The following is an 11378-nucleotide window of genomic DNA, read 5'->3' as shown; positions in this document are numbered from 1 at the left end:
GTGACCTGCTGGAGGTTCGCCCGGGGCGGCAGGCTCGCGATGAACCCGAACGCCCTGGCGGAGTCGGCCTTCTACGCGGCGCGCGGCGTTCGCCCGCCGGCTCTGGTGGTGGAGGCGTCCGAGGTGGGGGTCATGATCAGGCGGCTCGTCGCCGCCACCCGCCGGGAGCTGCTGACCTTCGAGGACCCCTCGGGCTGCGTGAGCCAGGGCGTCCCGGAGCGCCTGCTCGCGAACGCGGCCGGCTGGATGCGCCTGGCGGGCGCCGCGGTCACCGCCGTACGCCAGATCACCTCTCCGCACGTCCGGAGCGGCCACTCGCGCGGGGGCCGCAACAGGGCCCGGCCGTGCCGGACCGCATCGAGCAGCCGGTCGAGGCGGCCGGACCGCCTCGGAGCGGCGTCGCCGGTGACAAGGCCAGACACGCGGCGCCGCATTCGACCATGCTGTGCTGGAGTACAACGGGAACACGCATGGAGCGGCAGTCTCCGCCACGCCCCTTCGAACCGGGTTGTAACCGCTTGGAACGCCTGCCAAGCGATCCTCATCCGGCCATCGCGGACGTCAGGGACGCCCCGCTCGGCCGGGCGTTTCGCTGCTCCTCGCGCGCCGCTTCGAAGAGACTTCGTGGTCTGGATCAGGCCCAGCCCGGTGAAGATCAGGCCGACGACCACGCCGAGCGAGGTGATGATCTGGAGGGTGGTGAGCACTGCCTGGTTCTGCTGGGCGCGGGTGGAGTTGTGCGGCTCAGCCCGCCGCTCGGCGGGTAAGGCGGCGAACTCGCCGGGCGTGCGACCCCACGTGGCGGACCTGCGCGGGCCCCGCTTGGCGGGCGGTGGGTCGGTCTGGCGGCGCGAGGTGCACCGGCCGCCCCCGGTCCGCCGCTTCTAGGCTGAGCCGGCGGACGGAAGCGCGAACCGTACGGCGGTCAGCCGTTCCGACAGCTCCCACAGTCGGCGGCCGGTCTCGGCGTCGGCGGCGGCCGGGGACAGCTGCACCCGTTTCGGCGCGCCGCGCAGCTCGGCCAGTCCGTCCGGCCCGTAGAACTGCCCGTCGGCGGCGTCCGGCGCGGTCGCCGCGTACAGCTGGGGCAGTGCGCCCTGGTCCGGGGACTGGGCGAGCGGGGCGAGGACGCGGCCGTACAGCAGTTTCACCATGCCGACCGGCGCGCTGGTCTGCAGGTTCGTGGCGGTGTAGCCGGGGTGGGCGAGCATGCTGCGCACCGGGCTGCCCGCCGCGGCCAGCCTGCGGTGCAGCTCCCGGCCGAAGACGGCGTTGGCGAACTTCGACTGGTTGTAATACGCCATGGGCGCGTACGTACGCTCGCCGGACAGGTCGTCGTAGAACAGCCGCCCCTGCCGGTGGTTGGCGGAGCTGACCGTGACCACGCGGGGGTCGTCGCCCTCGGCCAGGAGGTCGAGCAGCAGGCCGGTGAGGGCGAAGTGGGCCAGGTGATTGACCGCGAACTGCAACTCGTGGCCCTGCGCGCTGAGCGTCCGGGGCGGCGCCATCACGCCGGCGTTGTTGAGCAGCACGTCCAGCCGTGCGTGGTCGGAGCGCAACCCGTCGGCGAAGGCGCGGACCGAGTCCAGGTCGGCCAGGTCCAGCCGGCGCACCTCCAGGTGGGCGCCGGGGTGCTCGGCGGTGATCCTCCCGACCGTCCGGCGGGCCTTGGCATCGTCGCGTACGGCGAGGATGACGTGCGCGTTCTTGCGGGCGAGCGCCCGGGTGGTCGCCAGGCCGAGGCCGCTGGTGGCGCCGGTGACGACGAACACCCGCTTGGTCTGGTCGGGAATGTGCCCGGTGGTCCAGGACTCCTGCTTGGTCATGCGGCACACGTTGCCCTTAATGGCACTGAGTGTCAAGCTCGCGTCTTAGTGTCAATGGTGTGTACCATGGGCTCGTGCCGCACCCCGAAGTGAGCCTGGCCCAGCGCAAACGTCAACTCGTCGCGGACGAGCTGACCCGGGCGGCGCTGAATCTGCTGACCCGGAAGGGGTTCGACGCGGTCACGGTCGACGAGATCGTGGCCGCCGCGGGCGTCTCCAGGCGGACGTTCTTTCGCTATTTCGCCTCGAAGGAAGACGTGGTCGTCCAGTTCTTGGCCGAGCTGGGCGACGGCATGCGCGCGGAGCTGGCGGGCCGGCCGGCCGAGGAGCCGCCCTCGGTCGCGCTGCGGCACGCCGTCCGGGTCTCCGTCGACGCCTGCGCCGGCCACGCCGACCGGGCGCTGCGCGTCGTGCAGCTGATCCTGGGCACGCCCGCCCTCCTCGCCCGCTTCCTGGAGCGCCAGGCGCAGTGGCGCGACGACCTGGCGGCCGAGCTGGCCCGCCGGCTGGACCTCTCCCTGGAGCGACATCTCTACCCGCGACTGGCCGCCGGGACGGCGCTGACCGCCTTCGACGCCGTGCTGCAGCGGTGGAGCGAGAGCGACGGCGTCGAGGGCCCGGCCGCCTTGATGGACCAGGCCTTCGCCGTCATCGCGCCGGCACTGGACGCCGTCGTGCCGGAAGGGCTTGGGTAGCAGGCCGGGCCGGCCGGGGCCGCTTGTGGGACCGCTCCTCGTGATCGGGTGGTCGCTGACCGATCTCGCCTGAGCCGGCACCTCAGGTCGATCTGCAGGTCAAGCCCCCCTGCGACGACTTTTGAAGCAGTACAGGAGGCCGCGGCCGCCGCGCGGCTGCAGGCCCACGCCGAAGTGGAACTGCGCCAGGCCGGCACCGAGCGCGATCTCCAGCGCGAGCGCGCCGTGGCCGCCGAACAGCAAGCTCACACCGCCCGGGCCGCAAGTGAGCGCGAGGCCGAACAGGTGCGGGAACTACGCGACCGGCTGGCCGCCGCCCAGACAGCCGCCTGGCCGGTGCTGCCCGAACCGGCCGACCTTACCGCGCCGTGGCCCCAGGCCTGCTCGCCATCTCCTCACCTACATGCATGACGTGCAAGGAGAGCGCCCCAGGGACGCGATATGGGAGGAAGTGCCCAAACTCGACCTGGCGGTCGATCTTGAGGGTCCTGGCGGCCTCGGTGACCGCGCGGCGGCGCTGCGGTGACGGCGCCCTTTGAGCTCGTGCCCGGCCCCGATCCCGCAGACACTGTCCGCTTAACCTGCAGATACAGGGCGGCTCATACACCGCATCCGTGGACGCGACCCTGCTGAAGCCCACAGCGTGACCGTCGTCGTGCGAAAGCCTGAGGTGATGCAGCAGTCGTCCACTGCTTCCGGCGCGCTGCGGCCCATTCGTGGAACTTCGGCAGCGCGCGCGACTCCGATGGGCCGGCCCGTACGATGCGACTCCGGGCTGGAGCTGCCCGGCCAGGGACGGATCGACACGATGGGCGGCCCCATCGACACCCTGATCGTCTCGGGCGGCCAGGGGCATGAGACCGCCGCCGCCAACCCTCGGTTCGTGAGTCAGGTCATGCGGCTCGCCGGGCTGTCGCGGCGGGTCGCGTCCGTGTGCACGGGGGCGACCGTGCTGGCCGCGGCCGGGTTGCTCGACAACCGCCGGGCCACCACGCACTGGTACGAGGCCGGACGGCTGGCCGCCCGATTCCCGCACGTACGGGTGCTGTTCGAGACCGCCTACGTCTGCGGCGCGCGCGCCTCCGAGGTCTGCGGTCTCTACGTGGAGGATCTCGACGCATGGACGACGAACGCGTCCGCATCCATGGCAAGGGCGGCAGTTCCGGGCCAGCGTCAACGGCCGCGGCGGACCGCTGTCCTACGACGCCGCCCACCACCGCCGGCAGACCTACTGCACCGCCGCGCACGTCGAGATCGACATTCACCAGCTGCGCCACGCCCACGCCACCGAACTCATCAACGAGCCAAGGAAAGCTTGCAACCAAGAACAGCCTCAGCTCTCTGCACTCAAGATCTTTCTCAGCGCCAGCGGCCGTCCACCGGTTCCTCAACCGCGGGCACGGCCCGGCCATGGAGTGGCAGGAGAACGTGGTGCTGGTCGGGAGCGCGGCAGGAGCGGGCGACCGGCTGAGCGTACGGGTCGAGCGGGCGCTGAACGACCGGAGCCTGCCGGGCGACCGCCGCGAGCGCGGCCGCTCGTTCCTCGACCAGGGCCGGATGCTCAGGAAGCGGCCGGCGGCCGAGGCGTGCCGGCCCGTGCCCCGCGTCCGCCGTCCTCCTGCCTGACCTCGGGCGCCGGGGTGATGCGCCGTACCACCACGCCGAGCAGCCATTCCGCCGGCACGTAGCCGAAGTGCCGCGAGTCGCGCGAGGCCGCCGCGTTGTCGCCGAGCACGACCAGGCATCCGTCGGGCACGACCCGACCGGGAGCGTGCGGCAAGGAGGCGATCTCGCGGGGAACCGGGTCACCAGCCACGGCGGTCACGCGCTTGACCACCCGGAACGGCTCGTCCGCGGGTTCCCGCGCCGCGACGGGCCGTCCGGCCGGCTTCCGGCCGTTCACCGGTCGGTCCGACGGCGCGCGGGGGTCGGGGGTGAGCGCGGCCTCGGCCGCCATCTCCGGCCACATCTCCGTGAGGCTGCCGACGAGCAGCACCACCCGGCCGCGCCGGACCGCGTCCAGGGACGCCCGCCGGACCAGCACCCGGTCGCCGTCGCGGAACGCCGGCTCCATGCTCACGCCCGTCACCGTGATGACGAGGTAGCGACGGCGCAGCCGGACGGCGACCGCGGCCGACGCCCCGAGGACGCACCCCGCCGCCGCCAGCAGTGCCAGGACGGGTCTCAACGGCGTTCCCCTCCACTCATCGCGTCACCGGCTCCACGGGCTCCTCGGCGTAACCGGCCGCCTGAACGGTGAACAGCCGGGCGTACGTGCCCCGGGCGGCGAGCAGGTCGGCGTGCCGCCCCTGTTCGACGACCAGCCCGCCGGACAGGACGACGATGAGGTCGGCGTCCCGGATCGTGTTGAGGCGGTGGGAGATGAGCAGGCTGCTGCGGCCGTCGCGCATCCTCCGCAGCCGCTCGTGCACCTCGTGCTCGGCCTCGGGGTCCAGGCCCGCGTTCGGCTCGTCGAGGATCATCAGGTCCCGGTCCTCGCGGAGGAAGGCCCGCGCGAGGGCCACCCGCTGCCACTGGCCGCCGGACAACATCACCCCGTTCCCGGGGTCGTCGGCCTCGTCGTCGGCGAAGAACAGGCGGGTCAGCAGCGTCCCGTAGCCGTGGGGCAGGCGGGACAGGGTGCCGTCGATCCCGGCCCGGACGGCCGCGCCGCGGATGCGTTCCAGGTCGCCGAGCGCCGTCAGGTCGCCCATGGCGATGTTGTCGGCCGCGCTGAAGTCGTAGGTCATGAAGTCCTGGAGCACCGCGCCGACGCGGCGGCGCAACTCCTCCACGGGCACGTCGCGCAGGTCCACCCCGTCCCAGAGGATCGCCCCCCGGGTGGGGTCGTAGAACCGGCACAGCAGCTTGACCAGCGTGCTCTTGCCCGCGCCGTTATGGCCGACCAGCGCCGTCGAAGCGCCGTGGGGGAGGAAGAGGGTGACGCCGCGCAGCGCCCACGGATGGTCGTCGCTGTAGCGGAACCAGACGTCGCGCAGTTCGATGCCGCGGCGAAGCGCGGGCAGCGGCGCCGGGTCGTCCGGCGGGGGCAGGTCCGGCCCAGCGTCGACCACCGCGACGTAGTGGCCGAACAGGAGCACTTGGTGGTGCGCCCCGGCCATCGACGTGATCAGCCCGCCGAGCGCCCCCTGCAGGCCGGCGACCACGGCCACGAACATCGACACGTCGCCCACCGTCACCTGCCCCCGCCCGGCGGCCACGACGACCCACACCAGCCCGCCACCGGCGATGACCGCCGACAGCGCCGCCAGCGCCCCCTGGACGACGACCTCCCGCCGGTCCGTCCGCCGCCGGGCCTCGTCGGCGGCGCGCCGCTCGGCGACCAGCCGACCGCGGAGATAGGCGCCGAGGCCGAACAGCCGGATCTCCTTGGCCGCCGCCGCGCTGGCGAGCAGGTCGCCGTACAACATCTGCCGCCGCTCCGTCGGGCCGATCCGCCACATCATCGCGGCGCGCCGCCGGGACAGCTGCAGCTCCAGGATCACCGTGGGGACGGCGGCGGCCAGCACGACGACGGTGAACCCCGTGCTGATCACGGTCAGCGAGCCGAGGAACCCGACCAGGGTGAGCGCCCCGCGCACCACCTCGAACACCGCGTCGGCGGTCCTGGCCGGCGCGGACGCGCCCTGCTGGGCCAGCCGGAGCCGGTCCTGGAAGTGCGGATCCTCGAACCTGGCGACCCCCGCCACCTGCTCGACCGCCGCGAACAGCTCGTCGTGCCCGCGGAGGGCGGCCCTGCGGTCCATCTCGGCCCGCAGGTACTGGGCGACGCGCGGCACGACCCCGAGCGCGATCCCCGCCGCCGCGAGCCCGGCCGCGGGTCCCACCAACCCGGACGGCGAGCCCGGCACGGACGTCAACCGGTCCAGGACGGCCTTCGTCAGCCAGGCCACCGCGATCGGGATCACCGCGACCGCCGCCGTGCACACCAGGTACGCCAGGCCGTGCAGGGGCGCCGAACGGAACGTCAGCGCCACGACCCGCGCCGCGGTGGCCGCGAACGCGCCGGGGGATGTCCGGGGCTCCCGGCTCACGCAGCCCTCGTGACCCGCAGCAGGGCGACGTCGGGCGCGGTGGCGAGCAGCGCGCCGGTGCTGTCGACGACGTAGTGCGCGGGGAACCCGTCGACCGCGAAGGCCCGGCTGAGCTCGCCGTCGAACTCCTCCACGGTCACGCGGGCCACCGGTGTGAGCGTGCGGACCATCTCGTCGCTGTCCTCCCGGTCACCGGCCAGGACGGCGAGGACCTGCCGCCGCCCGCCTGGCAGGCCGCGGGCGAACTCGACGAACTCCGGCAGCGTCTCCCGGCACGTCGTGCAGCCGGGACTGAAGAAGGCGACCAGGGTCTCACCCGTCAGCAGGTCGCGGGAGACCGGCTCACCGTCGACGGTGGTGGCCAGGAAGTCGCCGACGCTCCCGCGGAGCCTCCCCGGCGGACGGTCACCGTGGGACATGAGGCTCCGCAGCTGATCGGTGTGCTCCCGCAGCCGTCTGACCACTCCCAGCGTCAGCACCAGGTCGAAGAGGCACAGCGCCCCCACCAGGATCATCCCGGTGACGAGCATCGACATGACGTTCTCCTTTCGGCACCGGTCCGGCGTTCGCCGCCGGGGACACGAACAGTTCGACCAGGTCGTCCAGCCGGCTGACGAGCACGGCCAGCACCAGTCCCGCGCCGCCCGCGACCGCCGTGCCGGCCGGCTGCGACCATGCCTGTGACCATGCCTGCGGGAGGGCGGCTCCGCAGGTCAGGGCCACCGCCAGGAGGCCGAGGTTGCGGGCCAGGTGGCGTCGTCCCAGAGGGGCCTGCGACGTCCCGAAGCACCGGGACGGCCGACTCGGCCACGACGACCAAGGCCGCCGCCCAGCGGGCGGTCCGCGGGCCCGTGCCGTGTCCCAGCAGGGCGGTGAGCAGGGCTCCGGTCGCCCGTACGAACTCGGCGTAGGCCGCGCGGCCGCGGATCTTGCTCAGTGCCGACATCGCGAAGACGACACCGATCAGACACTGGCCGCCAAAAGCGACAAAATCCACCAGATTTCCTCGATGCGGAGATCAAAGCGCGCTTGCCCGCCCCGGCCGGGCGGACAAGCGCTCAACGGCTAGCAGTAGCTGGAGATGACCGTGCACGCGCCGCAGTTCGTGCCGTGGACGAGGTCGTACAGCCTCTTGCCGTAGACGACCTGGCCGCCCATGGTGCAGCACATGTACCGCCACGTGCAGCCGGCCGCGGTCGCCGACGCGTCGGCCTTGGGCGCGACCCGCTCCAGCAGGCGGTCGCTGATTCTCGTGATCGTCGCGATCATGGTTCCGCTCTCCTTCACCAACTGGTCGTCAGCGAGGCCCGGGCGTGCCGTTCCTCGATGGACCACTCCATCCTGAACGGCGGATCTTGCGATTTTGTGGCGGTCGCCGGTACGCGGATTCCCGCACCTCGCAGGCGCGGTGACCTGGGACGACGGCGGCCCGGCGGCAGAATGCGGCTCCCGGTACGGGAAGGAGTACGGCCGTCGTGCTCACAGGTTCCTGAGGATGACGTCCGGCGTGCCCGGGTCGTCGCCGGCCTCGATGCGGGACCGTTCGCCGGCGCTGATGAGCCGCAGGTCGTGCAGGATCGTCACGGCGTTGCGCCGGCACTCCCGGGCGCGATCCTCCGCCCCGAGCGCACGATGGACCAGGCCCAGGCCCCACCAGTGGCGCGCCTCCGTGCAACTGCCGAGGTCGTCGGCCGCGCGGTCGGCGTCCAGCGCCATCCGGAAGTAACGCTCGGACTCCCGGTGGCGGCCCATGCGCCGATGGGCCTCGGCGAGATAGCCGAGCGCGATGGCCGTGCCCACCAGGTCCTCGATCTCGCGGGTGACGGACAGGGCGTCGCATAAGGCCGTGACGGCCGCCTCCGGGTCGCCGCCGCGCAGGTAGGTGAGCCCGAGGTTGGTGAGCGTGATCGCCTCGCCGTACCGGTTGCCCTGGCCGCTCTCCAGGTCGATCGAGAGGCGGAAGTGGCCGACGGCCTCCGCGAACCGGCCCAGCCTGCTGTAGACGACCCCCAGACGGTCGAGCTGGGCGGCCTCTCCCCGGCGGTTGCCGGTCTGCCGGTGTTGTGCGAGTGACACCTTCAGGTGGACCAGCGCGTCGTCCAGCCGGCCGAGGTCGGCCAGCACGTATCCGAGGTCGCCGTGGGTCACCGCCCGGTGGTGGGGCTCGCCCAGGCGGTCGGCCGCGGCGGCGCCCGTCTCGCTGACCTCCCACAGCTCCCGCCACCGCCCTCGTTCGTACAGCGGGAAGAACAGCGCCGCCGACAGGGCGGTGACCAGGTCGTCGGCGCCCAGCGCCGCCGCGCTGCCCAGCACCGCCGGAAGCTGCGCGGCCTCCGCGTCGACCCACGCGTACACCTCCTGCCGGTCGCGGAAGCCCGGCCCCGCGCCGGACGTCGTCGCCGGACCCAGCGTCGTCCGCCACACGGCGACGGGGATCACCTGCCTGCTCGCGTCTCTGGCGACGGCCAGCCCGCTGTGCAGCGCGCGCAGGACGGCACGCCGCCGCTCCTCCGGCGGGTCGTGCTCCGCGGCGAGCTCCCGGGCGAAGAGCCGGGCCAGATCGTGCACGCAATAGCGTCCGGGGGCGGCGGTCTGCACCAGATGCGCCTCGGTGAGCTGGTCGAGCAGGTCCTCGGCGGTCGGGGCCGGGAGGCCGGCGAGGGCGGCGGCGGTGTCCACGCCGAGCTCCGTGACGCCGAGCAGGCTCATGCACCGGAACATGCGGGCCTGCGCCGGGTCGAGATCCCGGTAGCCGACCATGAGACTGGCTCTGACCGCGCGGTCCTCCAGCTCCAGCTCCGTGAGACGCCGCCCCTCCTCGGCCAGCCTGTCCGCCAGCGTCCGCCAGGTCCAGGCGGGCCGCACCGACAGCCGGGCGGCCGCGATCGAGAGCGCCAGCGGAAGGTAGGCGCACTGCCGGGCGACGGCGTTCTGGGCCTCGGTGTCGTCCGGCCCAGTGGCGGGACCGGTAGCGGGATCGGCGGCGTGGCGGGTCAGCAGGGCGCGGCAGTCCTTCTCGGGCAGCACCTCCAGCTCGTACGGGACGCGGCCCTCCAGCGCGGCGAGCGTCCTGCGGCTGGTCACGATGACACCGCAGGTCGGGCTCGCCGGGAGCAGCGCGCGTACTTGCCTGACGTCCAGCACGTTGTCGAACACGAACAGCATGCGGCGTCCGGCGGTGCGGGACCGGAACTGGGCGGCGGCCTCGTCGACGTCCGTGGGGACGGCGGCCCGGTCCACGCCGAGCGACCGCAGCAGGCGACCGAGGGACCGCAGGGGTTCCAGCGGTTCGAGGTCGGGCGTCGAGCCGTGCAGGTTGAGGTAGAACTGCCCGTCGGGAAAATGGTGGGCGGCCTGCCAGGCGGCCTTGACCGCCAGCGCCGACTTGCCGATGCCGCCGCAGCCGGAGATCAGGATCGGCTGCGGACGCCTGCCGACCACGTCGCGCACGAGCGCGTCGATCAGCCCCGTCCGTCCGACGAAACCCGGCACCACGGGCGGCAGCTCGCGGGGAGCGGTCGGCGCGCCGGTGCCGGGCTCCGCCGGCGTGCCGGACGTCCGGATCTCCACGGCACCGTCCACTCCCTGCCGGAGCACGCGGAGCTGCGCCTCCACGAGTTCCGGGCCGGGGGACACCCCCAGGTCGTCGACCAGCCGCCGGCTGATCCCGCCGAACACCTCCAGCGCGGCGGCCTGCTCGCCGCAGCCGGCCAGCGCGATCATCAGCCGCGCGTGCGCCCGTTCGTGCAGCCGTTCCACCTGCGTGATCGCACGCAGCGGCGACAGGACGAGCTCGTGCCGGCCGAGCGACTCGGCCACCTCCACGAACTCCAGCGCGGCCGTCACCCGCTCCGCGCTCAACGCGGACACCTTCGGATGGTTGTGCAGCGCGGGGACGTCCAGCAGCGGGCTGTCCCGCCACAGGTCCATCGCCTGCCCGAACGACACCGCGGCCGCGTCGAGCTCGGCCCTGTCACGATGTTCGCGCGCCTGGCGAAGAAGCCGCCGGAATGCCAGGACGTCCACGTCGCCGTCCGCCACGGACAGCTGATAGCCGTGCTGACGGCAAATGATGAGTTTCTTGTTCCGGGCCCCGTGATGCAATGTGCGGCGCAGCTTGCTGACATGGCCGTGCACCGCTCGCACACAACCGTCGCCGGCCGCGTCACCCCATAATGCGTCGGCGATGGATTCCATCGGCACGACCTGGTTCGCGGACAACGCGAGCAATCCGAGAACGCCTCTCTGCCGTTCACCGCCCAACGCGACGAACGATCCGTGCTCCCGCACTTCGAGCGGGCCCAATATCCGCAGCCAGACCGCCGCCGACGCCGGACCGCGGAAGGGGTCGCCCGATCCGGACATGACCAGCGGGAGGACGTCCGACAGGCGGCGCAGGGTTTCGGCACGTGGGCGGCGCGTGCGGCCCTGCTCGACGTCGCGGATCACGGCGACGCTCACCCCGGACCGGGCGGCGAGTTCCTGCTGGGTCAGGCCGGCCTGTTCGCGTCGCAGCCGCAGTTCGTCACTCAGGTTCTCCATTGCTCATTGCCCTCGCTGAAGGATGAGGAGTTCGAGAGCGACCCGGCGGCGGCTCGCCCCGAAGAGCTTCACCCCTCCCGTGACGAGGCGCAAGGATTGTTCCGTCTTCTCGTGTCCGGGCGGGATATGTTCGCGGGCCGACTTACCGATTGGTTACGGCTCTGGAACCATTGGCCTTCCCGGTGACCATGCCCCAGACACACTGGAGGGCGACGTACTGCGCGGGGTGGGTGGCCGTCGCCTGACGCCGGCGGGACGTC

General features: G+C 72.8%; 12 protein-coding genes. 4 read left to right on the top strand and 8 right to left on the bottom strand.

Annotated features, from left to right (window positions below):
* Positions 1–71: 71 nt before the first annotated feature.
* Positions 72–422, bottom strand: a complete 351-nt coding sequence (locus ACIBST_RS05585) for a hypothetical protein (protein ID WP_397169381.1) — start codon at positions 420–422, stop codon at positions 72–74.
* 202 nt (positions 423–624) lie between these two features.
* On the opposite strand from ACIBST_RS05585, the gene ACIBST_RS05580 reads away from it, so the two are divergent.
* On the top strand, positions 625–888 hold the full coding sequence (locus ACIBST_RS05580) for a hypothetical protein (RefSeq protein ID WP_397169379.1): 264 nt from the start codon (positions 625–627) through the stop codon (positions 886–888).
* Here the strand turns inward: ACIBST_RS05580 and ACIBST_RS05575 are convergent.
* Positions 885–1826 (bottom strand): oxidoreductase, encoded by a 942-nt coding sequence (locus ACIBST_RS05575; protein ID WP_397169378.1) that lies wholly within the window; start codon positions 1824–1826, stop codon positions 885–887. The genes ACIBST_RS05580 and ACIBST_RS05575 overlap by 4 nt on opposite strands.
* A gap of 74 nt (positions 1827–1900) precedes the next feature.
* Between ACIBST_RS05575 and ACIBST_RS05570 the strand changes: the two genes are divergently transcribed.
* Positions 1901–2521: a TetR family transcriptional regulator gene (locus ACIBST_RS05570; RefSeq protein WP_397169376.1), complete on the top strand. Its 621-nt coding sequence runs from the start codon at positions 1901–1903 to the stop codon at positions 2519–2521.
* A gap of 99 nt (positions 2522–2620) precedes the next feature.
* Here the strand turns inward: ACIBST_RS05570 and ACIBST_RS05565 are convergent, their stop codons facing one another.
* Positions 2621–2770, bottom strand: a complete 150-nt coding sequence (locus tag ACIBST_RS05565; protein ID WP_397169375.1) for a hypothetical protein — start codon at positions 2768–2770, stop codon at positions 2621–2623.
* Positions 2771–3194: 424 nt separating this feature from the next.
* Between ACIBST_RS05565 and ACIBST_RS05560 the strand changes: the two genes are divergently transcribed.
* Both ACIBST_RS05560 and ACIBST_RS05555 read left to right on the top strand, forming a co-directional pair.
* Positions 3195–3992 carry a DJ-1/PfpI family protein gene (locus ACIBST_RS05560; RefSeq protein ID WP_397169433.1) on the top strand — a complete coding sequence of 266 codons (798 nt, stop codon included), beginning with the start codon at positions 3195–3197 and terminating at the stop codon, positions 3990–3992.
* On the top strand, positions 3932–4147 hold the full coding sequence (locus ACIBST_RS05555; RefSeq protein ID WP_397169438.1) for a hypothetical protein: 216 nt from the start codon (positions 3932–3934) through the stop codon (positions 4145–4147). The genes ACIBST_RS05560 and ACIBST_RS05555 overlap by 61 nt, the downstream gene beginning before the upstream one ends.
* Here ACIBST_RS05555 and ACIBST_RS05550 read toward each other — a convergent pair.
* The 5 genes from ACIBST_RS05550 to ACIBST_RS05530 all read right to left on the bottom strand — a co-directional run bounded on the left by ACIBST_RS05550 (position 4083) and on the right by ACIBST_RS05530 (position 11118).
* Positions 4083–4709 (bottom strand): S26 family signal peptidase, encoded by a 627-nt coding sequence (locus ACIBST_RS05550; protein WP_397169373.1) that lies wholly within the window; start codon positions 4707–4709, stop codon positions 4083–4085. The two genes, ACIBST_RS05555 and ACIBST_RS05550, sit on opposite strands and share 65 nt — an antisense overlap.
* A 16-nt stretch (positions 4710–4725) precedes the next feature.
* The gene (locus tag ACIBST_RS05545) at positions 4726–6576 is read right to left on the bottom strand and encodes an ABC transporter ATP-binding protein (RefSeq protein ID WP_397169372.1); all 1851 of its coding nucleotides are present in this window, start codon (positions 6574–6576) and stop codon (positions 4726–4728) included.
* Complete coding sequence (locus ACIBST_RS05540; RefSeq protein WP_397169371.1) at positions 6573–7112, bottom strand: TlpA disulfide reductase family protein; 540 nt, start codon at positions 7110–7112, stop codon at positions 6573–6575. The genes ACIBST_RS05545 and ACIBST_RS05540 overlap by 4 nt, the downstream gene beginning before the upstream one ends.
* Positions 7113–7641: 529 nt before the next feature.
* On the bottom strand, positions 7642–7845 hold the full coding sequence (locus ACIBST_RS05535) for a hypothetical protein (RefSeq protein ID WP_352366027.1): 204 nt from the start codon (positions 7843–7845) through the stop codon (positions 7642–7644).
* A gap of 210 nt (positions 7846–8055) precedes the next feature.
* On the bottom strand, positions 8056–11118 hold the full coding sequence (locus tag ACIBST_RS05530) for a BTAD domain-containing putative transcriptional regulator (RefSeq protein ID WP_397169369.1): 3063 nt from the start codon (positions 11116–11118) through the stop codon (positions 8056–8058).
* Between the last annotated feature and the right edge of the window lie 260 nt (positions 11119–11378).

Source organism: Nonomuraea sp. NPDC049684, from assembly GCF_044465345.1.
In the GTDB taxonomy this organism is placed as follows: domain Bacteria; phylum Actinomycetota; class Actinomycetes; order Streptosporangiales; family Streptosporangiaceae; genus Nonomuraea.
The sequence above is the reverse complement of the archived record's forward strand: the minus strand, read 5'-3'. Positions and strand labels throughout refer to the sequence as shown.

Coding starts and splice junctions, on each gene's coding strand:
- ACIBST_RS05575 (WP_397169378.1), bottom strand. CDS start 1,826: ATGACCAAGCAGGAGTCCTGGACCACCGGGCACATTCCCGACCAGACC.
- ACIBST_RS05560 (WP_397169433.1), top strand. CDS start 3,195: ATGCAGCAGTCGTCCACTGCTTCCGGCGCGCTGCGGCCCATTCGTGGA.
- ACIBST_RS05555 (WP_397169438.1), top strand. CDS start 3,932: ATGGAGTGGCAGGAGAACGTGGTGCTGGTCGGGAGCGCGGCAGGAGCG.
- ACIBST_RS05540 (WP_397169371.1), bottom strand. CDS start 7,112: ATGTCGATGCTCGTCACCGGGATGATCCTGGTGGGGGCGCTGTGCCTC.
- ACIBST_RS05535 (WP_352366027.1), bottom strand. CDS start 7,845: ATGATCGCGACGATCACGAGAATCAGCGACCGCCTGCTGGAGCGGGTC.
- ACIBST_RS05530 (WP_397169369.1), bottom strand. CDS start 11,118: ATGGAGAACCTGAGTGACGAACTGCGGCTGCGACGCGAACAGGCCGGC.